Origin of the sequence: Vibrio sp. SCSIO 43132 (assembly GCF_019904195.1) — a bacterium.
Taxonomy (GTDB): domain Bacteria; phylum Pseudomonadota; class Gammaproteobacteria; order Enterobacterales; family Vibrionaceae; genus Vibrio; species Vibrio nigripulchritudo.
Window position 1 is genome coordinate 2032582 of record NZ_CP063199.1, and the last position, 24227, is coordinate 2056808.

The 24227-nt window shown below is 45.8% G+C and carries 22 protein-coding genes; 13 read left to right on the plus strand and 9 right to left on the minus strand.

The genetic code is table 11. From position 1 onward, the window contains the following. The first annotated feature begins 16 nt into the window (after window positions 1-16). The gene (locus tag INR79_RS09195; protein WP_004401229.1) at window positions 17-361 is read left to right on the plus strand and encodes a DUF3802 family protein; all 345 of its coding nucleotides are present in this window, start codon (window positions 17-19) and stop codon (window positions 359-361) included. 336 nt (window positions 362-697) lie between these two features. Here the strand turns inward: INR79_RS09195 and INR79_RS09200 are convergent, their stop codons facing one another. Next, window positions 698-1186: a C40 family peptidase gene (locus tag INR79_RS09200; protein ID WP_410482877.1), complete on the minus strand. Its 489-nt coding sequence runs from the start codon at window positions 1184-1186 to the stop codon at window positions 698-700. A 107-nt stretch (window positions 1187-1293) separates the two neighbouring features. On the opposite strand from INR79_RS09200, the gene INR79_RS09205 reads away from it, so the two are divergent. Next, window positions 1294-3327 carry a methyl-accepting chemotaxis protein gene (locus tag INR79_RS09205; RefSeq protein WP_223093757.1) on the plus strand — a complete coding sequence of 678 codons (2034 nt, stop codon included), beginning with the start codon at window positions 1294-1296 and terminating at the stop codon, window positions 3325-3327. A 13-nt stretch (window positions 3328-3340) separates the two neighbouring features. Here the strand turns inward: INR79_RS09205 and INR79_RS09210 are convergent, their stop codons facing one another. Together INR79_RS09210 and INR79_RS09215 are read right to left on the minus strand one after the other, a co-directional pair. Further along, entirely contained in the window at window positions 3341-4534 is a 1194-nt protein-coding gene (locus tag INR79_RS09210) for a tetratricopeptide repeat protein (protein ID WP_223093759.1), read from the minus strand. Window positions 4535-4613: 79 nt separating this feature from the next. Next, a complete protein-coding gene (locus INR79_RS09215) occupies window positions 4614-5402 on the minus strand; it encodes a sterol desaturase family protein (protein WP_223093761.1) in 789 nt (262 codons plus the stop codon). Window positions 5403-5540: 138 nt separating this feature from the next. Here INR79_RS09215 and INR79_RS09220 point away from each other — a divergent pair, with 138 nt between their 5' ends. Beyond that, the gene (locus INR79_RS09220; RefSeq protein WP_004400395.1) at window positions 5541-6299 is read left to right on the plus strand and encodes a tRNA-uridine aminocarboxypropyltransferase; all 759 of its coding nucleotides are present in this window, start codon (window positions 5541-5543) and stop codon (window positions 6297-6299) included. Between the two features lie 107 nt (window positions 6300-6406). Beyond that, a complete protein-coding gene (gene nagK / locus INR79_RS09225; RefSeq protein ID WP_004400394.1) occupies window positions 6407-7315 on the plus strand; it encodes an N-acetylglucosamine kinase in 909 nt (302 codons plus the stop codon). Between the two features lie 67 nt (window positions 7316-7382). Here the strand turns inward: nagK and INR79_RS09230 are convergent, their stop codons facing one another. From INR79_RS09230 to INR79_RS09255, 6 genes are read right to left on the minus strand one after another with little or no spacing between them, the layout of a single operon-like run. Next, entirely contained in the window at window positions 7383-7649 is a 267-nt protein-coding gene (locus INR79_RS09230; protein WP_004400393.1) for a DUF2960 domain-containing protein, read from the minus strand. 59 nt (window positions 7650-7708) lie between these two features. Next, the gene (locus tag INR79_RS09235) at window positions 7709-9490 is read right to left on the minus strand and encodes a bifunctional molybdopterin-guanine dinucleotide biosynthesis adaptor protein MobB/molybdopterin molybdotransferase MoeA (RefSeq protein ID WP_223093763.1); all 1782 of its coding nucleotides are present in this window, start codon (window positions 9488-9490) and stop codon (window positions 7709-7711) included. Beyond that, complete coding sequence (gene mobA / locus INR79_RS09240) at window positions 9487-10071, minus strand: molybdenum cofactor guanylyltransferase MobA (RefSeq protein WP_045964086.1); 585 nt, start codon at window positions 10069-10071, stop codon at window positions 9487-9489. The genes INR79_RS09235 and mobA overlap by 4 nt, the downstream gene beginning before the upstream one ends. After that, window positions 10049-10753, minus strand: a complete 705-nt coding sequence (locus INR79_RS09245) for an energy-coupling factor ABC transporter ATP-binding protein (protein WP_022550676.1) — start codon at window positions 10751-10753, stop codon at window positions 10049-10051. The genes mobA and INR79_RS09245 overlap by 23 nt, the downstream gene beginning before the upstream one ends. 11 nt (window positions 10754-10764) lie before the next feature. Then, entirely contained in the window at window positions 10765-11463 is a 699-nt protein-coding gene (locus INR79_RS09250) for an ABC transporter permease (RefSeq protein ID WP_022591120.1), read from the minus strand. Between the two features lie 2 nt (window positions 11464-11465). Next, window positions 11466-12278 carry a substrate-binding domain-containing protein gene (locus INR79_RS09255; RefSeq protein ID WP_045964087.1) on the minus strand — a complete coding sequence of 271 codons (813 nt, stop codon included), beginning with the start codon at window positions 12276-12278 and terminating at the stop codon, window positions 11466-11468. Between the two features lie 315 nt (window positions 12279-12593). Between INR79_RS09255 and INR79_RS09260 the strand changes: the two genes are divergently transcribed. From INR79_RS09260 to INR79_RS09300, 9 genes are all read left to right on the plus strand, one after another. Then, window positions 12594-14081 (plus strand): sigma-54-dependent transcriptional regulator, encoded by a 1488-nt coding sequence (locus INR79_RS09260; protein ID WP_022612872.1) that lies wholly within the window; start codon window positions 12594-12596, stop codon window positions 14079-14081. Continuing rightward, window positions 14071-16104: a cache domain-containing protein gene (locus INR79_RS09265; protein ID WP_022595196.1), complete on the plus strand. Its 2034-nt coding sequence runs from the start codon at window positions 14071-14073 to the stop codon at window positions 16102-16104. The genes INR79_RS09260 and INR79_RS09265 overlap by 11 nt, the downstream gene beginning before the upstream one ends. Window positions 16105-16126: 22 nt before the next feature. Then, window positions 16127-16705, plus strand: a complete 579-nt coding sequence (locus INR79_RS09270) for an RBBP9/YdeN family alpha/beta hydrolase (protein WP_223093765.1) — start codon at window positions 16127-16129, stop codon at window positions 16703-16705. Between the two features lie 76 nt (window positions 16706-16781). After that, on the plus strand, window positions 16782-18374 hold the full coding sequence (locus INR79_RS09275) for an ABC-F family ATPase (RefSeq protein WP_022550682.1): 1593 nt from the start codon (window positions 16782-16784) through the stop codon (window positions 18372-18374). Window positions 18375-18620: 246 nt separating this feature from the next. Continuing rightward, complete coding sequence (locus INR79_RS09280) at window positions 18621-19931, plus strand: ABC transporter substrate-binding protein (RefSeq protein WP_223093767.1); 1311 nt, start codon at window positions 18621-18623, stop codon at window positions 19929-19931. A gap of 121 nt (window positions 19932-20052) precedes the next feature. Further along, window positions 20053-20913, plus strand: coding sequence for a carbohydrate ABC transporter permease (locus INR79_RS09285; protein WP_022550684.1), 861 nt, complete (start codon window positions 20053-20055; stop codon window positions 20911-20913). Between the two features lie 9 nt (window positions 20914-20922). Next, entirely contained in the window at window positions 20923-21735 is an 813-nt protein-coding gene (locus INR79_RS09290; protein ID WP_223093769.1) for a carbohydrate ABC transporter permease, read from the plus strand. Continuing rightward, window positions 21732-22841 carry an ABC transporter ATP-binding protein gene (locus tag INR79_RS09295; protein WP_223093771.1) on the plus strand — a complete coding sequence of 370 codons (1110 nt, stop codon included), beginning with the start codon at window positions 21732-21734 and terminating at the stop codon, window positions 22839-22841. The genes INR79_RS09290 and INR79_RS09295 overlap by 4 nt, the downstream gene beginning before the upstream one ends. Continuing rightward, window positions 22831-24213: a mannitol dehydrogenase family protein gene (locus INR79_RS09300; RefSeq protein ID WP_223093773.1), complete on the plus strand. Its 1383-nt coding sequence runs from the start codon at window positions 22831-22833 to the stop codon at window positions 24211-24213. Before INR79_RS09295 ends, INR79_RS09300 begins: the two co-directional genes overlap by 11 nt. Window positions 24214-24227: the final 14 nt, after the last annotated feature.

The following is a 24227-nucleotide window of genomic DNA, read 5'->3' on the forward strand; positions in this document are numbered from 1 at the left end:
CGGTGGAGATTATAAAGTGGTTGTAGAAACAGATGGCTACCTTGCTCTGATTGAGCACCTGACAATGAACCTTGACATTTTTGCCCAAGTCGACGGCGATACTGGAGAAGAAAGTATCGAAGATGTCGTCACCGATCTTATCGCAACCAATATCATGGCCATTTTCGAACAGAACCCCGAACTGCATTCAAGCGTACGTTTTAAACTGCTGAAAGAAGCAGACTCCGTTGCTGAAGATTTAGGGGAAGTGTTAGCAGGTGCGTGGAGCAAGAAAGCGACAAATGAGCAAATCGCATTCTTAGACGAGTATATCTCGCTACTTAAAAACCTGTTCGACAGCGCGGTTGCTCAATACGACTAAAGCAAATGGTCGGTTCAAACGTGAAAAAGGCTGGTGAATCACCAGCCTTTTTCTATTCTGTAGCCTATATACCCAAGTGACCTCAAGTTGCAGGATTCAGAGCCTCATATTCTGTTTCAATTCAAGGAAAAGAACGCAGCGGAATGACGAGTCCTTTCCAAGTTCTTTGACGATGAAATGGAACAGAGTATGGGCTCCCAAGGGCGAGTTTAACTGGCTTTCATACTGCGTTATCGATTCTTGATTTAGAACCACTAGATCTACAAATCGATGCCTTGCCTGAAAGCCAGTTAAATCTCGCTGAACCTAGCATCATGAGGTTACTTGGGTATAGACTCAATGGACTCGTCTGAAGTGCCAGAAAGCGTCAGCCCAATAAGGGTTATCTAAGCGCGATATGATGACGCCTTTCGAGGTGGATGCGTGCATAAACGCGTTATTTCCCATGTAAACCCCGACATGACGTTGTTTGAATCCTGTTTTAAAAAACACGAGATCACCGGGTTGTGCGTCCCGATAACGGATTTTAGTACCAAGCTGGCTCTGACTTTCGGTTGTGCGTGGCAATGTTTTGGAGAATGCCTCGCTAAACGCAATCTTGGTAAACGCACTGCAATCCAGACCGTAGCGGTCATTTCCACCAAATCGATAGGGCACACCTTCCCATCGGGTATAAACCTTAGACAAAGCCTGTTGAGTAACTGTGTGGTTTTCACTGTTTAGCTCAAAAGGTGGTGACGAGCTATACGGGACACTTTGCGAACACCCTACAAGTAATAGGGTCACAAATATGGCTTTTATCGATATAATCCTTTGAAAATTCATATAAGTTTTAATTCTTAGTTTTTCCTTTACTGAAATATAGCTGTCACGAGCGCACCATAGACTCTTTCACATCAAGACCAATGTGGACAAGTTTTTAGGACCGCTCAATGAGTAGAACCAGCAAGACCCGTTTCTCTCTTTCACTCATCCATGCCATCGTTGCCGTGTTTGCTATTATCACGCTAATGGTAGTGTCACTTTCAGTGATCAGCCAGCGAGGGATAGACACAGTAGGCTCGGAATTCAATCACCTTTCTAATCAGGCACTTCCTCTTGCAATGAATAATGCAGAGTTAACTCAAGGGATATTGACTCAGGTTAAGCGCTTAAATCAAGGTATTCAAAGCGAAACTGAGGCAGAACTGCAAGATACGATGACAGTTTTGAATACGCTCTCGGCACAGGGGCAGTCTAAGATCGACTCCCTGTTCCGGCTATCCGATGCGTTTGGCGGTGTGGTTTCCAATCAGCAGAAAGAGCGACTGATTGAATCTGTCGAATCCTTAAGAAAAGGTTCTGTGCAAGTATTGGAAAATCAAAAAGCGGTGTTTAAAACGCAAGCGGAACTCGATGAAATGATTCCGTCTTTTCGCTATGGACTGAGCTCAATTGGACCTGAAATGAATCGGGTTGCTTCTTTCCTGGTACAGGAAAACCCCGAGGCATCAGACGCGGCGAACCGGTTTATCGCCAGTGCCAGTTCGATGGAAAGTACTTTTCTGGTCATGATGATGGCAGAAGATATTGAAAAAGCGACCAGCGAATACAAAGAAATGCGAAACCGTATAGCTGGAATAAACCTGGCTTACGACGATTTTGCTGAGTGGTACCCAGACATCAACGAATTTGCAAGCTTAACGGCACCCTACGAAATGGTAAAAGAAGGCTTTCAGGAGGGGGGTGTTCTACAGTTGATTCTGACCAAACTTGAGAAAGTAGAGAAGCAAAAACAACTCGTACGAGATGCCACAGTCAGCGCCGATGAAACGATTGAAATGCTGAGCAATATATCCTCTACCGCTCATACACTGATTACGAAAAGTGAGAACGAAGTAGAGCGGACTATAGATCAGGTTCGAGTCATTTTACTCGCGGTTGGCGCAGCTTTGGTAGTCATCATCTTGGTCACCGGTGTATTGCTGAGGCGTTGGATTAACAAAGGGGTTCGCAACATAACAGGCGCGCTTCAAATGCTGACCGAGCACAAGTTTGCACATTCTGTCTCTGCAGTGGGTCCTTCTGAAATGCGCGTTGTTGCTTCCCAACTCAATAAAGTTGTCGACTCGACGGGCGACTCTCTCAAAACCGTAACAGAGAACTGTGAAACCCTGTATAAGACAGCAGAGATTAGTCACTCCGCAGCAGAAGAAACGAAATCAAGTCTGGAAAATCAAAACCACTCTTTAAACGAAATGGTTTCTACTGTATTTGAGTTGCAAAGCGCCATTCGCGAAATTGCCAAAGTCGCATCGGAGTCGAACGATGAATCAAGAAACGCAGCAGCGGAATCAGTTCGAGGTTCATCAGTCATTGAGCAGAATTCCAGTCGCCTAGCAAAACTGGATACCACGTTGACCACCAATGAAAAATCTATGGTGGAGCTGGACGGAAAAGTCCGTGAGATTAGCGAGTTGGTTGACTTGATAAGTGGAATTGCTGAAAACACCAATTTACTCGCATTAAACGCTGCCATTGAAGCCGCTCGGGCAGGAGAGCAGGGCAGAGGGTTTGCAGTCGTCGCCGATGAAGTAAGAAAACTGGCCAGCGACACCAGCAGCCAGACCACTAACATCCGCGAAATGATGGAAGCACTTCACAGTGCCGCAGCAACAGCTAAGCAAAGCGTAACGGATAGCCGAAAAGAAATGTCCCAGGCAATGCAATCCAGCATAGATGTGAAAGAGACCTTCGCAAAAATTGAAGCTTCAGTAGAAGCAATAAAGCAACGTGTTGAACAAATCTCGGTCGCGACTGAGCAGCAGGAGCGCTCGACGACAGACGTAAACAACAACATTCAGTCTATTTCAGAGCTAGGTGAAAACACCAAATTTCAACTCGAGTCCATGATAGAAAGCGCAGAACAGGTGGCAGACATTGCCGGACATCAACAGGCAATGCTCCACAAATACGAACTTGCTTAATGATTGAGTGAACTCAATCAGTGGTTGGGACAAGTTGTTCAAACAGTAATGAATGCCAGTCCCAACTTCCTCCGCTCCCAGCACAGCGGTTATTCGAAAGTCTCCCGGTCATTTTATTGGGTTTGTAAAAGAGAAATCGAATATCCCTACTCAATATGTTGCCTACGCCATCTTTGATTAGCTGAGTATGCCGTGTGATCTTTCCGTGTCCTCCCATATCTAAGATAGGAACCTCATCAGCCCAAAAACCATACTTAGCACTTGGAGAATTTGTTTCTGACACGGTAAGACAACGAGTTTGATAGAAATCTTTGTATCCCTCCCAGCTAGAGTACTTTTTGTTAATTTGAGAGCTGCAAACGCCAACATCTTTGCTTTGGCTTGATATTCTCCAGCATCCTGCAGCTAAATCCTCTGATGAGCGAGAATCATTGCCCACGCAAAGTTCAACGAACTTAAATTGCTTTTCAAAAATGGCTTCTCGCCAAAGCCCGTTGTCTTTATTCGACTGATAGGAAAAGCCTTTTACTTCAATTGCTTTATCTACACTGGCATGAACTTCCTCTTCACACGAACTTGCCATTCTAGACAACAGCTGTTCTTTGGCACTTACTTTGTAGCTCACATTTTGTGATTGATGTACCGCCTCCGACAGACGCCTTCCCGCCTGGAGAAATGATTCATTCTTCTTTATCTCTGGGTTCACCTTTAACGCCATTGCGAGAAGGTTTTTAGATACATCATATTTGCCAATACCTGTATAGGCGTGAGAACTGGCAATGAGGTAGCGCGTGTTGTTAGCGATATTTGAATTAAGTGAATAAGCCGAATCAGCAGCGGAAACCGCTTTTAGGTAATCTTGTTGAGAGTTGTAGCAATTTAACAACGTAAAATAGGAGAGGATATTAGGTTGAATGCGGAGAGCTTGTTTTGAATATTCTATCGCTTGAACACAATCTTCTCTAAATAGCGCAAGCGTCGACAGACCATCATAGCCAATATATGAATCGGGATAATCGCGAATGGTGCTTTGATATGCTTGCTCCAGCATCAAATATTCTTGTGATGAAATCTTTTTGTCCTCGCTGGCTTTGGACAAAAGGGTATCCAACTCCTCTTTTTTTGTCTTTAGGTCAGCATTAGCTAATCCCTGGTTCATCAACGTTAATGCTGCAATCGTCAAAGCTACAACGAAACTCACTCTCATAAAAACGCCCACCCAAACTCTAGAATTTAAATATTAGCGCTTATGGAGGGAGTAAGACTTCTTAGCTTCGAGATTTATATCAGTTTTGTCTAAATGGCTGAGTAAGCATCTTCCATAAATGTTGCTCTTTGGGTTTTCTGAATAAAGGAAGCCCAATTTCTACATCGTGATGCCCCTTGACTGGCTGATCGCGGTAGGTTCCAAACCATCGATCCCAGATAGATAAAAAGAAGCCAAAATTTGAATGCGTTTCTTTGACGACCACAGAGTGATGAACCCTGTGCATGTCTGGTGTGACCAACCAGGTTCGCAACCAGCTATCCAGTTTTAAAGGCAGCTTTCCGTTGCTGTGATTGAACATTGCGCTGACGTTAAGAATAATCTCAAACACCACTATCGCAATTGGGGATACACCGAGCGCCAATACAAGCAATATTTTAATCCACATCGACAGGATGATTTCGATAGGATGGAAACGACTTCCTGTGGTGACGTCTATATCCTGATCGGCATGATGCATTCTGTGCAAGCGCCACAAAAACGGAAGCCTGTGAAACAGAACGTGCTGAACGTAGATGGCGAAGTCCAGCAAAATAACGGACAACAGAACATTCAACCACCAGGGAAGGGCAAAGTAATGAAACAAGCCAATTCCAAAGTGTTGTGCCTGCAGGGCGCTATCGAAAGCAACGATGGGCATAATGATCGCCAGACAAATACTATTCAGCCCCACCAACCCCAGGTTGTTCGTCCAGCGAGTCCATTTGCTTTGAGTTAAACTTTTACGTGGAGCGTAATACTCCCAACAGGCAAATAGCAGTAGCCCGCCAATAAAAAAGCTTAATCGAATGATTGCTGGATCTTCCATTTATACGTCCTTTTGATACGCCTGTTTAATTAGCGTGTTGCTTCAGTATACGCGCATACTGATTAATTTATCTGTGAGCTCTGCACAAAGAGGCAAGCAGCATATATAATTGTCCAAAATTTCAATTCGTCCGTTTTCATGCGCATCCATCAAGTTCACTCTCTTTTTCAGCAACGTCTTGCGAAAGCCACAAAGCCTTTTAATGCCCGTGGTGCAAAAGTTGTACGTTGCCAATACTGTCAGGTCGCTACCTTACATTGTATTTGCGAACACCAACCCAAAGTTGCCACCAAAGTCGCGGCTTTGATCATCATGTCGGATAACGAGATTCTGAAACCCAGTAATACGGGTCGGCTGATAGCAGACACCGTTGAAGAAACTTACGCCTTTCAATGGACACGCACAGAACCTGATGAAGCTTTGATTCGATTGCTTGAAGACGACCAATATCAGCCCGTCGTCGTCTTCCCGGAAGACTATGTTGATGAAAAGTCGCGTCTTATTGATATAGAAGACCCGTCCGTTCGCCATTTTCATTCGGACAAAACGCCTCTTTTGATCTTTCTTGATGGAAGTTGGCGCGAAGCAAGAAAGATGTTCAGAAAATCAGAATACCTGTCCAGATTACCTGTGTTGTCTATTCGTCCAGAAACCGTTTCAAGTTACATGATGAGAAAATCAGATAATGAAACTCACCTGGCTACTGCTGAGGTGGCGAGTATGGTGTTGGCGTTATTTAACGAAAAGCAAGCGTCTGAAACCTTGTCTTTGTGGTTTGATGTGTTCAAAGAAAGCTACTTACTCAGCAAAACAAGAATAAAACCAGACCTCAGTAAACCTATGCTAACCAAATACCTCGAATGCACCGCAAACATTGAGCACAGAGTCGCCAGTTAAACTTACTGACAACATTAATTGGTGCTATATCACGGACTGTGCGCGCGGTTTGTGGATAATGCATGGGTAGTTAAATTACACCATTTATACGTATTCAGGAGAGAAACATGTACTACGGCTTTGATGTCGGTGGCACCAAGATTGAATTTGGGGCGTTTAATGACAAGTTGGAGCGTCAGGCAACTGAGCGCGTTCCGACTCCCGGTGACGATTACGAAAAGCTGGTTGAAACAATCGCGGGTTTGGTCGCGAAATACGACGCCGAATTTGGCACTCAAGGTACTATCGGCATTGGTATTCCGGGTATGGAAAACGCGGACGACGGCACGGTATTGACTGTCAACGTCCCAGCCGCAAAAGGCAGACCGCTGCGCAGTGATTTGGAGGCAAAAATTGGTCGAAGCGTAAAAATCGAAAACGACGCGAACTGTTTTGTACTGTCTGAAGCGATGGACGAAGACTTAAAAGATGAACCGGTCGTTATGGGTCTTATCCTGGGTACAGGTTTTGGTGGCGGTTTTGTCTTTGAAGGTAAAACCCATTCTGGTCTCAACAGCGTTGCTGGCGAAATAGGGCATACACGTCTACCTATTGATGCATGGTTCCATCTAGGAGATAACGCTCCTTTGTTTGATTGCGGAAGTGGTAAGAAAGGCTCTCTGGACAGCTACCTTTCGGGTCGTGGCTTTGAACTGCTGTACGAGCACTACTATGGTGAACGTATCAAAGCGGTTGAACTTATCAAATTGCATGCCGAAGGCGAAGAGAAAGCGGTAGAGCACGTTGAAAGGTTTATGGAGCTTCTGGCAATTTGCCTGGGTAACCTGTTTACCTCGTTTGATCCGAATGTAGTGGTACTAGGTGGCGGACTGTCTAATTTCGACCTGATTTACGAAGAAATGCCGAAACGTGTGCCTAAATACCTTCTTTCAATTGCCAAAGCACCGAAAATTGTGAAAGCCAAATACGGCGATTCAGGCGGTGTTCGTGGTGCAGCATTCCTGAATATCAAATAATTTTAGGGTCTTAAAACCCAAAACTAAAAGAGCCGCGATATTTCGCGGCTCTTTTTTACAAGGATTTTTAAGATTTCTTCTTACCAACACCTAGGTTTTCTTTCTGGGCTAGGGTTATCTTTCCAAAACCCAGTTTCTTGAAATGATTGTCTCGAAAGTCACGTACGGCTTTGGTATCAGAAACGGCTTCAACTTGCTGTTCCATCTTTAAATAGTCTGAAATATCAATGCCTTCAGCATCGGCTACCGCTTCATGAATGCTACGAAATTTTTCGTAAGAGAAGAGTAGGGTTTTCTCTTGCTTTTTATATGTGTAAATAATGGTACGCGCCATTGTTTAAACTCATCTGGAAAATTTGGGCTCACTCTACCAAGACAGCAGAACGTTGCCAATTATATTCTGCCCTGAAGCGGAATGATGGTGACGCTTTCACCCGTTTTCACAGTGTCGATTTCAGGTGAAATTTCGATAAGACAGTTCGCTTCGCTCATGGAACGTAATATGCCTGAACCCTGTTTTCCTGTTGTTTTAACTTCCAGTAGCCCACTTGAGTTTACATTGTAAATTCCACGGCTAAATTCCGTTCTTCCCTGACGAGAACGTAAGTTCTCAATGGCGATTGCTTTGATTTTCAATGGGTTCCAACCTGTCTCACCCTGAAGTTTACGAAGTGCAGGCTCAACAAAGTTAATGAAAGACACCATCACGGCTACCGGATTGCCAGGTAACCCGAAGAATGGCTTGTCTTCTATCTTTCCAAAAGCCAGTGGGCGACCCGGTCTCATACTGATGCGCCAGAAATCAATGCTGCCCAGTTCTTCTAGCGCATTTTTGATGAAGTCTGCATCCCCAACCGATACACCACCAGAAGTAATAATGACATCGGCATCAACGCACGCGTCTTTGAGGGCTTGAGTGATACTCGCCTGATCATCTTCCAAAATACCTAAATCAATCACCTCGCAACCCAGTCGCTCAAGCATTCCCAATAGGGTGAATCGATTCGAATCATAGATGCAGCTATCTTTTAGCGGTTCCCCGGGAGCCTGAACCTCATCTCCCGTTGAGAAGAGTGCCACTTTGACCGTGCGAAATGTGTGGCAAGTATCAATACCTAAGGAAGCTAACATGCCCATTTCAGCTGACTCAATGCGCTTGCCTTGCTGAAATACGGTTTGATTCTCTGCAAGGTCTTCTCCCGCTTGGCGAACGTTTTGACCAGCCTTTATGGATGAATTACCAAATGTGACAATGTCACCATCTTCTGTTGCCTGCTCTCGCATGACAACCGTATCAGCGTTACTTGGGGTAGGTGCACCCGTCATGATTTTTACCGCTTGCCCGACTTCAAGATTGCTATTGAATGCATTTCCTGCCATGACTTCGGCAACGATCTGAAATTCAGCTCGCCCTATGTCATCACTTCTGATTGCGTAACCATCCATAGCAGAATTGGTGTAAGCAGGCACATTAATCGGAGAATGCACATCCGAAGCCAGAACATGCCCATAAGCATTCTTCAAATATGTCTCGTTGGTGTCGCTTAGAGGAGTAATGGCGCTGAGTATCGCCTCTCTCCCTTGTTCTACCGAAAGAAATACCGGAGAAAGCGTATCGCAACAGGCTTCGGTTGAAGCTGGCTTCGACGTAGCGAAGCTGTCTTGTGAAAACTGGATGACAAAATCGGCAATGGCATCCAGATCATTGATGTCTATTTGAGGAAGAGGCGATTCGACTTTTCTGTCGCTCGCAATCGCGATGATATTGTCATCATTCGGATGCAGCCAAGGCTTTCCAACTTCTTCTCGGTTTAGCTCGATTTTAGGGAAGGCGATGTTTTTGCAGCCTTCGACCAGAATCAAGTCCAGTTCATTGTGGTCAAAACGCGAAAGCAAATACTCAAAATTGGCTTCTGAATCGGGAGTTTCTGTCATCAGGGCATGACGATAACGTGAACTAATTAACATCTGGCTTGCGCCCGCCTTTCTCAGGCGGTAGCTGTCTTTCCCCGGCTTGTCGACATCGAAATTATGGTGGGCGTGTTTCAGTACACCAATTCGGATACCTTTCTCCGTAAGCTTAGGCAACAGAGACTCAAGAAGGGTGGTCTTTCCGGTTCCGCTATAAGCAGCAAAGCCCAGTACAGGCAGGTTGTTCACTTGTTTTACGTTCATAATAGGGTGCCAAACTCTTGTAATTCTTCTGGTGTGTTCAGGTTAATGAAGCTTTCTGCTACATCGCTGAAATCCACTCGGTGGGTCACACACTCGTCATAAAGCAGAACGATCTTTCTGTCGCCTCGCTCAAGGAATGCTTCTAGTTTAGGCAGAACACGCTTATGGAAAAGCGTAAAAACGGGCTGTAAATGACCGCCATCGTGTGCGACTAAAATGTCAGAATCGACCTGAATTGCAGATTGAAATCGTGAAACCAGATCGTTTGAAATATTCGGGCTGTCGCAAGGCACAAAACCAACCCAGTCACGGCTGGCGTGTTTGAGGCCAGCGTGGATACCACCAAGTGGTCCGGGGAAGTCTGCGAAATCGTCACTTATCACCTTCGCGTATTTGGCGTATTGTGATTGGTTTCGGTTCGCATTAATGAGGATATCGTCTGTTTGTTCACTCAGAATAGAGTGAACATGCTCAATCAAAGGAATGTTGTTAAGGGTGACCAGACCTTTGTCCTGTCCACCCATTCGTGTTGCTTTTCCGCCAGCTAAAATGACCCAACTAATTTGCGTTGGAAATTGCATAGTGCTTCTCTTGTATGAGTTGTAATAATGGTTTTTCTGACAGTGATTTATTTTCTATACACCACTGTTTTTGGCAGAGCTGAGTCAGTGCATTACTTTGATGACTGGTGATCACCAGACTCGCGCCACGGCTTAATAAGTCTTTTGACATTACCACCAATCGATCAATCGATTCTTGATCCAGACTGGCACTTGGTTCATCCATTAACAGAATAGACGGGTTAAGAATCCACGCTCTTGCCATGGCGACTCTTTGTTTTTCACCGCCGGAGAGCAAAGACACATGTTCTTCAGCCAAAGTTTCTAACCCAACCATTCTTAGCGCCGTAATGACCCGATTACGCTTCTCCAGCTTGCATTCTCCACCGTATTTTACGCCATACGCAACGTTTTGATACACCGTACCATCAAATAGATAGGGTGACTGGTGCAGGTAAATGATGTCTCGACGGGTACGAATACCAAGGGCACGTTTGAACCAGGAAGGTGAGGGGAAATCAATCTCACCATCCGTTGGTTCCACCAAGCCAGCAAAGATTTTCAACAGGGTGGTTTTTCCAACCCCATTATCACCTTTCAGGTAAACCGCTTCGTTTGGTCCTATTTTAATTTCAGGAATGTAAAACAGAACTCGATCTTTAAACCGCATCGATAAGTTGCGCGCAGACAGTTTTAGCGTCATCCCTCTGCCTCCTAAGTCCGCAAATAGCCTTTACCCCGAACCGAGGAAAGGGTGAAGTTGAGTAATAAGGCGAGTGAAAGAAGCACAATGCCCAGAGCAACCCCCTGAGAAAATGCACCTTTCTGGCTTTCCATAGCAATCGCCGTCGGAATATTTCGAGTCACTCCCATGATGTTTCCACCCACCATCATCGAACAGCCTACTTCGGTAATGATGCGGGAAAAAGCAGTGATGGTTGCGGCCATCAGTGGGAAACGGTTCTCCCACAATAAAGTGACCGCTACATGTGGAATGGATACACCCAGTGTTAAAGACGTTTCCACAGCTCTTTTGTCACTGGACTGAAGGGCACCGTGCATCATGGAAACCAGTATGGGGAAACAAATCAGCATTTGCCCGAAGATCATGGCTTTTTGAGTGAACAACATTTGCCAGTCGCCAAGTGGTCCTGCTCTTGAAAGCATCATGTATAGCAAAAGACCAATGACAACCGTAGGCACAGCCTGAAGGGTGTTCACCAGTGAAAGAACAAACCAGCGACCGGGAAATTCGCAATAAGCAAGGAGGAAAGCAAAAAGTAGAGCAGGCACAATAACCAGCATTAACGCAGACAGAGAAACGCTGAACGATACCGTAACAATCGTCCAGAGCTGCGGGTCAAAGCTGACCAGCAGCTGCAATGCTTCTAATGTGGTTTGCCATAGATTCACGGTTATTCACTCTTTGCGTTTGCCACAAACAACTGTTTGCCCTGTAGCTTGAAGCTGTTGATCAAAGTTTGTCCTTTGGAATTAACTAACCAGTCACTGAAAACTTTAGCACCTTGATAATTTATGTCTGGGTAGCGTTTGGGGTTAACCAGAATGACCTGATAAGGATTGAACAGGCGTTGGTCACCTTCAACGGCAATGCCTAAATCCACCTTATTTTGATATGCGAGCCATGTACCACGGTCAGTCAGCGTGTATCCCTGCATTTCAGACGCCATATTGAGCGTTGGACCCATGCCTTGCCCAACCGAGCGATAGCCGCCAAAATTCGGTTCAATAGAAGATTGCGCCCACAGGTTAAGCTCTTTTTTGTGCGTTCCTGAATCATCACCGCGAGAAACAAACGTCGACTGACTATTCGCGATATGTTTGAACGCTTTAGCCACGTCATTACCACCATAAACTTTCGCAGGATCATTCTTAGGTCCTACGACCACAAAGTCGTTATACATAAGGGAGCGGGGAAGCACACCGTAACCTTTTTCAACGAACGTAGCTTCCGCTTTTGGCGCGTGGGTCATGACAAGATCGACATCGCCATTTTGCCCCATGCGCAAAGATTTCCCCGTGCCAGCTGCAATCACGTCAACCTTGTAACCCGTTTCTTTTTCAAATTCTGGTAGCAGGTAGTCGAGAAGACCGGAGTGGTAAGTACTGGTGGTCGTCGCTAAACGAATATGAGGTTTTTCCTGGTCGGCAAAAGCCTGATAACTGACAGTTGTACAAAAGGCGAGGGTCATCGCTATTTTTTTCATTACTCAATTCCATTTTTGTTTTTGTTAGACGTTTTTCTTATTGCTTCCAGCCAAAACGGATTCAATACGTTTGGTGGTCAGGCATATCAATGATGCTTATAGGGATATAGCAAGCTCAGTGCCAACTATACCCAAGTAAGCCCAAGACACTTGGGTATGAATTTAGCCCGTTTCTGTGAAGTAGGTCGTTCAATTGGCAACCGGAATACAATCGAAAAATTTGAGCTAGGACAAAATGTCGCACATACTTTCTTTTTGTATTGATCTTGATTGGTACACTCTGTCCCAGTTCAACAGACCTTAAATGAGCCATATATGTCAGTTTCACACGATCCCTATCTTTCCAGTTCTCAATCACAACCCAATCATGTTGGTAAGTATCAGGCGTTTTCTGTATTGGTAGTCGATGATGAAACAGGCATGCAAGCCATATTGAAAAAGGCATTAGGCAAGTGGTTTTCCAAAGTCGACTGCTGCGGCAGCATCGAGCAGGCCGAAAAATTCAGGCTGGAAAATCATTACGACCTGATCATTCTGGACATCAACTTACCGGGTCGTTCGGGTATAGAGTGGAAAGAAGCATTTAACGATGACGACCGTCGTTGTGATGTGATTTTTATGACGGGATATGCCGACCTCGAAACCGCGATAAGCGCACTTAAGCTCGGTGCGACTGACTTCATACTCAAACCGTTTAATCTGGAACAGATGTTGCAATCAGTGCAGCGATGCATGGATAAAAGACTGGCAACACGTCTTCATCACGCACTTACCCGAGATGTGAATCGTCTCATCAGCAGTGAAATGATTGGCAACTCAGAAAAAACCAAGTCACTCAAACAGTTAATGGGACAATTTGCACCATCGCGTGCCTCGATTCTGGTAGAAGGAGAGTCGGGTACGGGGAAGGAATTAGTTGCGCGTGGGGTACACGCTGCGAGTGGAAGAACAGGTCCTTTTGTTCCTATAAACTGTGGCGCAATAGCGCCTGAATTATTGGAAAGTGAGCTATTCGGTCATACAGCAGGTGCGTTCACCGGGGCGAAGAAAAGCCGTGAAGGTCTGTTTCGCGTGGCAAGTGGTGGGACGTTGTTTTTGGATGAAATTGGTGAAATGCCCATCGCTATGCAATCGTCGTTACTGCGGGTGCTAGAGCAAAGAACCATAAGACCTGTCGGTAGTGAAAAAGAAGTCAGTGTGGATGTCCGGATTGTCGCGGCAACCAACCGAAACCTGAAAGATGAGGTTGAAGCTGGCACTTTCAGAAAAGACCTGTATTACCGGCTGAATGTACTGAAAATTGATGTTCCACCACTTAAAGAACGTAAATCTGACCTTATCGATCTTGTTCCATTCTTTACCAAGTCGCTAGCGAAAGAACTCGGTATGCCAGAACCTAAGTGGGCGCACGAAGACATACTGGCCATGCACGACTACGACTGGCCAGGAAACATTCGGGAACTCAAAAACTTAATGGAAAGATGTATTTTGCTTGGCAAGCCGCCGGCACATCATTGGAGAGAACTGAACGCAGACTATTCACAGCCCGTTCAGCCAACTGTATCAGTGACAACGTCACTAGAAACTGTTATGCCTAAGCTTCCGGATTATCGAAGCGACGAGATCCTTGGTTACCCCAACGAATGGAGTTTAAAAGAAGTCGAAAAAAGACATATTCAGCAAGTAGTGAGCCACCATGATGGCAATAAATCTGCTGCCGCTCGGCAGTTAGGTGTTGCTCGAAAAACCCTAGAACGAAAATACAAAGAATGGGAATCAGAAGGATCGGACGATGCCGAATAATAAACCCGGTGTATCTAATGTATTCAAAGTCTGGCGACTGCGCCTTAAGTCAATGGTGCGCTACAGGCTACTTTTCTTAACGTCAGCCCCAATATTACTAACATTGCTTGCCTTAGTGGGTATCACTTTTTACTGGTCGACCCATTACACTTGGCAGAATGCTTTAGTGAATGTCTCCGAAAAGCTTTCTGTAGCCGACAACAGCATTCAGATACTTCAGGACAAACAAGTCCAGAGTATGAAATCGCTGGCAAACTCCTATCCATTTCAGATTCGGTTGATGTCGGCTCATCGCGATGCTCTCGAACTCGGTGACTGGGTATCGGCACAAAAGCACAGTTACCAGCTCGATTTTCTTCGCTGGATCCCTATTGAACACTCAACCAACCAAGAGTTACTCGCTCAGAAAGCGTCTTTCTTCGACGTGTTCACCGTTGATCAGATGAAAGAATTCAACCGCGACCTCGCGACCAAAGCCCAGATTCCTCTGTTAAACGGAGAAGGGGTGGAAACACGTGGTTTAATCAGTCGAAGCGTATTGCCAGTAAAAGATGAAGACCAACGGGTTGTAGGGTATCTCGATGGTGGCTTGCTTCTTAATAACAGCACCGGTCTGGTCGACCAAATCCGTGACCTGATCTACGCCAAACCCAACGCACTTCAGCCTCAAATCGGTACAGTAACTCTATTCATGGATGACCTGCGAATCAGTACCAACGTGCCTTTGGACAGTCAGGAACACAAAGGCAGAGCAATTGGCACAACGGTTTCCCTTCAGGTTAAAGAAGCGGTTCTGGACAGAGGGGAAAACTGGATCGACCGCGCTTATGTTTATGACGACTGGTACATCACCGCTTACCAGCCCATTTACAACCAGTACAACGATGTCATTGGCATGCTCTACACAGGGTATCTGATCTGGCCGCTTATCAAAGTTTACATCACCAACCTTGGCGAAATCAGTCTCACCATTCTTACTTTGCTGCTCATATCTGGGATGATTGTGTATCGTGGTTCACGTGATCTGTTCCACCCGATTGAGCGGATTCACCATGTAGTAAAATCAGTGCAGGCGGGCAGAGACAAGCGCATCGGACAATTAGGTTTGGATGACGAACATGAGCTGACTCAGCTTGCGCGCCAGTTCGACAACATGCTCGACTTGCTTGCTCAGCGTAACGCCGAAATCCGTCAGGCAGCCGATCAGCTAGAAAGCAAAGTAGAGCGACGAACCGCCAAACTTCATGAGAAGACAGAACAACTCGAACTTCATATCAAACTGCTGAACCAGACCCGCGATAAGTTAGTGGTGAACGAGAAACTAGCCGCACTCGGTGAGCTGACCGCCGGTATCGCCCACGAAATCAACAACCCAACCGCGGTAATACTAGGAAACGTAGAATTATTGAAATTCGAACTGGGTGACAAAGCAGATTCGATTGAAGAAGAAATTGATACCATTCTGAATCAGATTGATCGCATTCGAAACATTACGCGAAGCCTGCTCCAGTATAGCCGTCAGGGTGGTGTGCAAGACGAAATTACCTGGCAACACGTTAACCCAATCGTCGAAGAAAGCCTGACCTTGGTTAAAACTGGCGCCAAAAAACGCGACGTTCAATTTGTTACCGAGCTGAATGCCAAATCGGTTGTCGAAGTCAACCGACATCACCTGCTGCAAATTCTGGTAAACTTGGAAATGAATGCCATCCACGCCATGAATGGAGAAGGGGTATTAACCATTCGCACCGAAGACTGGCAGGAAGAAGACGAAACCAAAGGCGCAGTCGTTCATGTGATTGACCAGGGTTGCGGTATTCCAGAAGAACAGCTCAAGCGAGTGTTTGATCCTTTCTATACAACTAAACGAGACGGAACCGGGCTTGGTCTTTCCGTTTCGCAAAGCATTCTCAGCCAGACGGGTGGAGAAATTAAAGTCACTTCCAAAGTTGGTTTAGGGAGCCAGTTCTCGGTGTATCTGCCACAGAAGGCTAACGCCGTTGAACTGGTGATGACGGAATAAAATAAGGAAAGAAAACTCAGTAATGACTACGATCATTTTAGTACCCGGATACACAAACGCAGGTCCACAGCATTGGCAAACTTTCATAGAACGAAAATATCAAAATGTTGTTCGGGTTCAACAAGAAAACTGGGATATGCCAGAACGCGATAAATGGGTCAATGTTCTTGAAAAAACAATTGCTTCTATTGACTCTAAGGTAGTTCTGGTTGGACACAGTTGTGGTGCTGTAACCATTACTCAGTGGTCATCAATGTTCAGTTCCAACAAAGTAATTGGTGCTTTATTGGTTGCGCCAGCTGATGTTGATTCACCCAGTGCAATCTCTGAGATCCATACTCTACGTCCTCTAACATTTAAACCTCTGCCATTCCCCAGTATTCTTGTTACAAGCGATAACGACGAGCATCTTTCACTGGAAAGAGCTCATTTATTTGCGAAATCATGGGGAAGTGAAATTGTAGAGATTCCCGGAGCGGGTCATATCCACACCAATGCGGGGTATGGCGAGTGGATTGCAGGTGAAAAGCTAATAGAGAAGTTACTAGGCAGTAAACTTTTGAAGAAATCTCAAGACCAAAGCCAGTCCCTTCTGGTCTGAAACCCAATAAACACTTGCATCAAAACGCGTTGCCAAGTACCGTGGCAGCGCTTTTTACTATCTAAGGGGTTCGGTTTTGATTTCTACCGCGAATATCACACAACAATTTGGCGCGAAGCCACTATTTGAAAACATTTCAGTTAAGTTTGGCGAAGGCAACCGTTACGGTTTAATCGGCGCAAATGGGTGTGGTAAATCCACTTTCATGAAGATTTTGAGCGGAGAACTCGACCCGACTTCTGGTAACGTCAGCTACGACCCAAATGAGCGCGTTGCGAAACTGAACCAGGATCAGTTTGCTTACGAAGAATTCACCGTTGTCGACACGGTTATCATGGGTCACAAAGAGCTGTGGGAAGTTAAGCAAGAGCGTGACCGTATCTACTCTTTGCCTGAAATGAGCGAAGAAGACGGCATGAAGGTTGCTGATCTGGAAACCCAGTTTGCCGAAATGGATGGCTACATGGCAGAAGCCAAAGCGGGCGAGTTGTTGCTTGCGGTAGGTATTCCGCTGGAACAACACTTCGGTTTGATGAGCGAAGTCGCTCCGGGCTGGAAACTGCGTGTTCTTCTGGCTCAAATCCTGTTTGCAGACCCAGACATCATGTTGCTCGACGAACCAACCAACAACCTGGACATCGACACCATCCGCTGGTTGGAAGAAACGCTGAACGAACGTAACTGCACCATGATCATCATCTCGCACGACCGTCACTTCCTGAACAGTGTCTGTACTCACATGGCAGATTTGGATTACGGTGAACTTCGTGTTTACCCAGGTAACTACGATGAGTACATGACGGCAGCATCTCAGGCTCGCGATCGTCTGTTAGCAGACAACGCCAAGAAGAAAGCGCAAATCGCTGAACTTCAAACGTTTGTGGCGCGTTTCTCTGCCAACGCTTCAAAAGCCAAGCAGGCAACATCCCGTGCTAAGCAGATCGATAAAATTAAGCTTGATGAAGTAAAAGCATCAAGCCGTCAAAACCCATTCATTCGATTTGAACAGTCTAAAGAGCTATTCCGTAACGCACTGATTGTAGAAAACCTAAGTCAGGGTTATGAAAACGACCTGTTTTCAGACTTCAATGCCATTTTTGAAGTGGGTGAGCGGGTTGCGATTATCGGTGAAAACGGCGTGGGTAAAACGACACTTCTGAACACACTAGCAGGCGTTCATGAGCCGCGCTCAGGTGAATTCAAGTGGTCTGAAAACTCCAACATCGGTTACTACGCGCAAGACCATGCCGAAGACTTTGAAGCCGATATGGATTTGATGACCTGGATGGGGCAATGGCGTCAGGAAGGCGACGACGAGCAAGTCATTCGTAGTTTTCTGGGCAGAATGTTGTTCTCGCAAGACGACATCAAAAAGTCAGTAAAAGTGCTTTCCGGTGGTGAGCAAGGTCGTATGTTGCTTGGCAAACTGATGATGCACAAACCAAACATGTTGTTGATGGATGAGCCAACCAACCACATGGACATGGAATCCATCGAATCTTTGAATACTGCTCTTGAGCAATACAAAGGCACACTGTTCTTCGTTTCGCACGATCGTGTGTTTGTTGACTCTCTGGCGACCCGAATCATCGAAATCAAAGACAACAAGATCACTGATTTCAAAGGAACCTATTCTGAGTTCCTAAAATCTCGCGGTGTAGAAGAATAATCACTCAAATTATTCGATAAACCACGAAAAAGGCGCTCATTAATTGAGCGCCTTTTTGTTATCAAATTTTTACCCTTTAGTCTCAAAAATAATACTTTTAGCGCAGAAAAAGATCATTAAAAGACTAAAAAGTACTTTTCTGCACTCAATAATTTCTCTTTTGACTATTTTTGAATTGTGATTGTTGCGGGGATGTTAATAAGCAACATACCTCAAAATAAACTAAAAACAGTCGAGGGAATGAACATGAAACTCAGGACATTACTTTCTGCCTCTGTACTTGCTGCCATTTCAAGTGCGCCCGCTATTGCGGCTACCGAGCTAACCATCGCGACGGTAAATAACGGTCATATGATTGAAATGCAGAAGCTTAGCAAAGCATATGAAGAGGCGAATCCAGGGGTGAAACTCAATTGGGTGACTCTGGAAGAAGGGGTGTTGCGCCAGCGTGTGACCACAGATATCGCAACCAAAGGTGGTCAGTTCGATATCATGACGATTGGTATGTATGAAGCACCAATCTGGGGTAAGAAAGGCTGGCTCAAAGAAATCAAAGACGACGCCAGCTACAACGCTGACGATATTTTACCGGCGATTCGTTCTGGCTTGTCTGTCGACGGCAAGATGTACGCGGTCCCATTCTACGGCGAAAGCTCGATGGTGATGTACCGTAAAGATCTGGTCGATAAAGCAGGCATGGCAATTCCGGATAACGCTTCGTGGGGTCACATCCGTGACGTTGCGGCATCCATCCATGATCCAGACAATGGGGTTTATGGCATCTGCTTGCGTGGTAAGCCAGGGTGGGGTGATAACGCCGCATTCATTACTACAATGGCCAACTCATTTGGTGCCCGCTGGTTTGACGAAGAATGGAAACCTCAGCTCACCACTCCTCAGTGGAACCACGCTGTATCTTTCTATGTTGACCTTCTAACCACTTATGGCCCTCCCGGTTCAACCTCCAACAGCTTCAACGAAATCCTCGCGCTGTTCAATGAAGGTAAATGTGGCATGTGGATCGACGCCACCATCGCAGCTTCTTTCATCTCCGATCCTAAGCAAAGTAAAGTTGCAGATAAGGTCGCATTTGCGCAAGCACCAATTGCGGTAACCAATCGCGGCGCTAACTGGCTTTGGGCATGGGCACTTGGTGTTCCAGCTGGCAGTAAAAACCAAGCTGAAGCTGAAAAGTTCGTGAAATGGGCGACTTCTCAGGACTACATCAAGCTTGTAGCACAAGAGAACGGTTGGGCGAACGTACCAACAGGTACTCGTCAGTCAACTTACGACACGCAAGCATTCAAAGATGCCGCGGTCTTTGCTGAAGCAGAACTGAAAGCGATTCAATCTGCTGATCCTCAAAACAGTACTTTGCTGCCATCTCCTTACGTGGGCGTACAGTTCGCCGCAATTCCTGAGTTCCAGGCGATTGGTATTGCTGCAGGACAGCAGTTTACTAACGCCTTAGCAGGAAACGTTTCGGTAGAGGAGGCGCTGAAAAATGCGAACAAGTCTGCCGACCGTGAGATGCGTAAGTCTGGTTACTACAAGTAACCGAGCGAGGCTAGCTTAGCCAAGCTCCATCGCAAGACAGTAGCAGGGGCGATACCGCTCCTGCTCACTTCAGAAGTACTTTTGGGGCTTTCACCCCAATTCGTTTTACAAGGAAGTCTTTATGCAAAGGTGGTTACCCAAAATATTGGTATTTCCATCCTTCATCAGCTTATTGCTGTGGATGGTCGTGCCATTATCCATGACCATTTATTTTTCCGTCATCCGATACAACCTCCTGTATCCGGGAGAGAATAATTACATTGGCGGACTTAACTTTGAATTTTTCTATACCGACGAAGCTTTCTGGCCAGCGGTGACCAACACACTGACGTTAGTTGGCATGGTGTTGGTCGTAACCGTGATTGCTGCGGTTTTGATTGCCGTGTTACTGGATAAACCGTTTAAGGGCAGGGGCATTGTTCGGGTATTGCTGATTTCACCGTTTTTCATTATGCCAACGGTGAACGCATTGATCTGGAAAAACCTAATGATGCACCCGGTTTATGGCGTTTTAGCGTCACTCTGGGAATCGGTTGGGTTAGAACCTGTAGATTGGCTCTCGGATTACCCGCTGGGCTCGATTATCGCCATGTTGAGCTGGCAATGGATGCCTTTTGCCCTGCTGATCTTTATGACGTCACTGCAATCGATGGATACCGAACAAAAAGAAGCAGCAGTGCTGGATGGTGCCAACGGATTTCAAGTATTCCGCTACTTAACGCTTCCACATTTGGCACGACCTATCGCGGTAGTGATGATGATCGAAACCATCTTCTTACTCTCTGTGTTTGCGGAAATTTTTGTGACCACCAGTGGTGGACCTGGGTACGAGTCAACCAACCTCGCATTCCTAATTTTCGCTCAAGCCTTAATGCAATTTGATGTCGGCGTGGCGTCTGCGGGTGGTTTGATTGCGGTTATTCTCGCCAACATTGTGGCTTTCTTCTTAATCCGTGCCATTGGCAAAAACTTAGTCGCCTAGGAGAGCTTTATGAATCAGACATTTCGATTTAGAGCCGTTTTAAGCTGGGTGATAGCGTTGATCGTGTTTTTCCCGATCATCATGATGCTGATTACCTCATTCAAAACGGAACAACAGGCCATTTCGGTTCCACCGAGCTTTATCTTTGAGCCTACGGTTGAAAACTACGGCATCGTTCAGGAGCGAAGCGATTACCTGAAATTCGCCAAAAACTCAGTAATCACAGCATTTGGTTCCACGTTGATCGCCTTGATCATCTCGGTTCCTGCGGCGTATTCAATGGCGTTTTACCCGGGTAAACGTACCAAAGATATGCTCCTTTGGATGCTTTCAACCAAGATGTTACCTGCCGTCGGGGTCTTGGTGCCGATCTACATACTGTGCAAAGAGGCAGGATTGCTCGACAGTAGTTTGGCGCTGACTATTATTTACACCTTAATCAATCTGCCGATCGTCATCTGGATGTTGTTCTCTTACTTTAAGGACATTCCAAAAGACATTCTCGAAGCCGTTCGTTTAGACGGAGCGAGCACGTTAGGTGAAATTCGTTATGTGCTGCTTCCGCTCTCATTTGGTGGCATCGCGTCTACAGCGCTTTTGTCTATTGTCTTGAGCTGGAATGAAGCCTTCTGGGCGATCAACTTAACATCCGCAGATGCCGGCACATTAGCCACCATGATTTCAACGTATTCCAGCCCGGAAGGATTGTTTTGGGCGAAGTTATCTGCCGCATCCACATTAGCCTGTGCACCTATCGTCGTGCTTGGCTGGTTCTGTCAGAAACAATTGGTACAAGGATTGACCTTCGGAGCAGTAAAATGAGTTATTTAACAGTCAACCAACTCGACAAAAAATACGGCGATGCACTTGCCCTTAAAAACATCAATTTTGAAATTCAAAAGGGTGAGTTTGTGGTCTTCGTTGGTCCATCCGGTTGTGGAAAGTCGACACTATTGAGAACCATTGCAGGGCTGGAAGAATCTTCTGCTGGTGGAATTCATTTAGATGGTGAACTGATTACCGAAGTGCACCCATCTAAGCGTAACCTTGCCATGGTGTTCCAAAGCTACGCGTTGTACCCACATATGTCGGTTAAAGAAAATATGGGTTTTGCCCTTAAGCTGGCAAACATACCAAAAGATGAGATCGACAAAAAAGTACTGCAAGTCGCTAAGGCACTGAAACTTGAGCCATTGCTTGATCGCAAACCAAAGGCACTCTCTGGTGGTCAGAGGCAGCGTGTGGCAATTGGGCGCGCCATCGTACGTAACCCGAAAGTATTCCTGTTTGATGAGCCACTTTCTAACCTGGATGCTGCACTTCGTGTTGAAATGCGTATCGAGCTTTCTCGCCTCCATCATGAACTTGGCACCACCATGATTTACGTAACACACGATCAGGTCGAAGCCATGACGCTCGCCGACAAAGTGGTGATCATGAAACAAGGGGAAGTGGCACAAATTGGTTCTCCGCTAGAGCTTTATCATCAGCCAGCAAACCTGTTCGTTGCATCCTTTATCGGTACACCAAAAATGAACCTGCTTAACCTCGGAACCGTTCATTCTGAAGGCGAAAATCTGACAGCGCAGTTAACTAACGATGCTCAAATTCGGCTACCTGTAAATAAATACAGTAGTTCGATTTTGCAAGCAAAAACGCTGGGAATTCGACCAGAAGCCGTCACCATTGTCCCAACAGAGCAAGGCGACGTAACAGGTGTGGTTGAAGTAATCGAACAACTGGGTTCGGAAACCCTAAGCTACGTCCGCATTGAAAACGGCGAGACTCTGGTTTCTAAACATGCGCCCGCAGACAGCCCGAAACTGAATCAGGAAGTAGGGTTGGCTTTGGACAAAGAGCAAATCTATCTGTTTGATTCACAAGAGCAAGCGCTCAATATTTATGAGGAGCTCTCTTATGACGAATAGACTGGTTCATTTTGGTGTGGGATCTTTTTTCCGTGGACATCAGGCGTATTACGTCGACAGATTTAATCGTCTGGTTCCACCTTCTGACCATTGGCACTATACCGGCGTCAACCTTCGCCCAGAATCACGAACAATCACTCAAACCTTGCAACAGCAGGGCGGTCGATATCATCTAAAGAAAATCTCCGCATACGGTGATATCGAAATCCGAAAAATTGAAGCGATGGATACCGTTGTCGACGCTTCCGGTGACGTTTCCGAACTTGATAGCATCTTCACCGATCCGAACGTAAAGGCGTTAACCATAACGGTTACTGAGGGCGGTTATTATCTGACAGATACCAACGACGTTAACTTAAGGGATGTGGAAATTGCATCAGATTTAGCTAATTCGGATGCGCCAAAAACGGTTTACGGATACTTAAGTTACGCTTTGAAACAGAGAGCGGCGAGCCAGGCGGGAGCAATTACCGTTTTGACCTGCGATAACCTACGCGACAACGGAACTCTATTAGAAAATGCGTTTAAACAGTTTCTCTCGGCTAAGCAGGAAACTGAGCTTTTAGAATGGGTCAGTAAACACGTCACATTCCCTTGTTGTATGGTCGATCGAATCACGCCCGTTCCTCCAAAAGGACTGGCGAGGCAGCTTGAAACCATCATCGATGAAAAAGACGAGTGCCCAATTATGGGCGAAGACTTCGAACAGTGGGTCATTGAAGACAAATTCGCTTCAGACTTTCCCCAGTTAGAAAAAGTCGGCGTAACTTTTTCCAGTCAGGTCCATCAATACGAAGAAACCAAGATACGCATCTTAAATGGCGGTCACTTTTTGTTGTCTTATGTGGGTGCGTTAAGAAATTACATCACCTTCGATCAGAACATGGAAGACGACCAGCTTGCCGATTGGTTAAAGGGTTATCATCAAACCGAGGTTATCCCGACTATCAGCCATCCGCCTGTCGATCTGGAGCAATATCGCCAGAAAATTGTTGAGCGTTTCAGCAATAGCCATATTGCCGACTCAATAGAGAGGATCGCGATGGACAGCGTGAGCAAGTTTCCTCAGTTCATACTGCCCACTGTGCGCTTTAATCTCGAAAGAAACCATATGCCACGATATGCGATTTGTCTTATCGCTCACTGGTATTGCTTTCTGGAGCGATTCCATAACGGAAAGCTCGCGTTTAACTATAAAGACCCGCATTTCAGTAAAGCAGAACAATGGCTTAACTCTAGTGACCCTGTCACTATATTTTTATCAAATGAAGATGTCTGGCAGGGGCTGACGTCGCGTTTTCCTGAATTTACCGAGCAGCTTAAAAAGCAGATTGAAACCCAATCAAAAGAATATGAGGAATCCGAGAGCTAATGAGTAAAGGTCAA

Bases quoted from the DNA above. Each gene is read 5' to 3' on its own strand.
- INR79_RS09280 (WP_223093767.1), top strand. From the start codon at position 18,621: ATGAAACTCAGGACATTACTTTCTGCCTCTGTACTTGCTGCCATTTCA.
- INR79_RS09270 (WP_223093765.1), top strand. From the start codon at position 16,127: ATGACTACGATCATTTTAGTACCCGGATACACAAACGCAGGTCCACAG.
- INR79_RS09245 (WP_022550676.1), bottom strand. From the start codon at position 10,753: ATGACGCTAAAACTGTCTGCGCGCAACTTATCGATGCGGTTTAAAGAT.
- INR79_RS09210 (WP_223093759.1), bottom strand. From the start codon at position 4,534: ATGAGAGTGAGTTTCGTTGTAGCTTTGACGATTGCAGCATTAACGTTG.
- INR79_RS09295 (WP_223093771.1), top strand. From the start codon at position 21,732: ATGAGTTATTTAACAGTCAACCAACTCGACAAAAAATACGGCGATGCA.
- INR79_RS09220 (WP_004400395.1), top strand. From the start codon at position 5,541: ATGCGCATCCATCAAGTTCACTCTCTTTTTCAGCAACGTCTTGCGAAA.
- mobA (WP_045964086.1), bottom strand. From the start codon at position 10,071: ATGCAATTTCCAACGCAAATTAGTTGGGTCATTTTAGCTGGCGGAAAA.
- INR79_RS09255 (WP_045964087.1), bottom strand. From the start codon at position 12,278: ATGAAAAAAATAGCGATGACCCTCGCCTTTTGTACAACTGTCAGTTAT.
- INR79_RS09265 (WP_022595196.1), top strand. From the start codon at position 14,071: ATGCCGAATAATAAACCCGGTGTATCTAATGTATTCAAAGTCTGGCGA.
- INR79_RS09285 (WP_022550684.1), top strand. From the start codon at position 20,053: ATGCAAAGGTGGTTACCCAAAATATTGGTATTTCCATCCTTCATCAGC.
- INR79_RS09230 (WP_004400393.1), bottom strand. From the start codon at position 7,649: ATGGCGCGTACCATTATTTACACATATAAAAAGCAAGAGAAAACCCTA.
- INR79_RS09205 (WP_223093757.1), top strand. From the start codon at position 1,294: ATGAGTAGAACCAGCAAGACCCGTTTCTCTCTTTCACTCATCCATGCC.
- nagK (WP_004400394.1), top strand. From the start codon at position 6,407: ATGTACTACGGCTTTGATGTCGGTGGCACCAAGATTGAATTTGGGGCG.
- INR79_RS09235 (WP_223093763.1), bottom strand. From the start codon at position 9,490: ATGAACGTAAAACAAGTGAACAACCTGCCTGTACTGGGCTTTGCTGCT.
- INR79_RS09260 (WP_022612872.1), top strand. From the start codon at position 12,594: ATGTCAGTTTCACACGATCCCTATCTTTCCAGTTCTCAATCACAACCC.
- INR79_RS09300 (WP_223093773.1), top strand. From the start codon at position 22,831: ATGACGAATAGACTGGTTCATTTTGGTGTGGGATCTTTTTTCCGTGGA.
- INR79_RS09215 (WP_223093761.1), bottom strand. From the start codon at position 5,402: ATGGAAGATCCAGCAATCATTCGATTAAGCTTTTTTATTGGCGGGCTA.
- INR79_RS09200 (WP_410482877.1), bottom strand. From the start codon at position 1,186: ATGAATTTTCAAAGGATTATATCGATAAAAGCCATATTTGTGACCCTA.
- INR79_RS09290 (WP_223093769.1), top strand. From the start codon at position 20,923: ATGAATCAGACATTTCGATTTAGAGCCGTTTTAAGCTGGGTGATAGCG.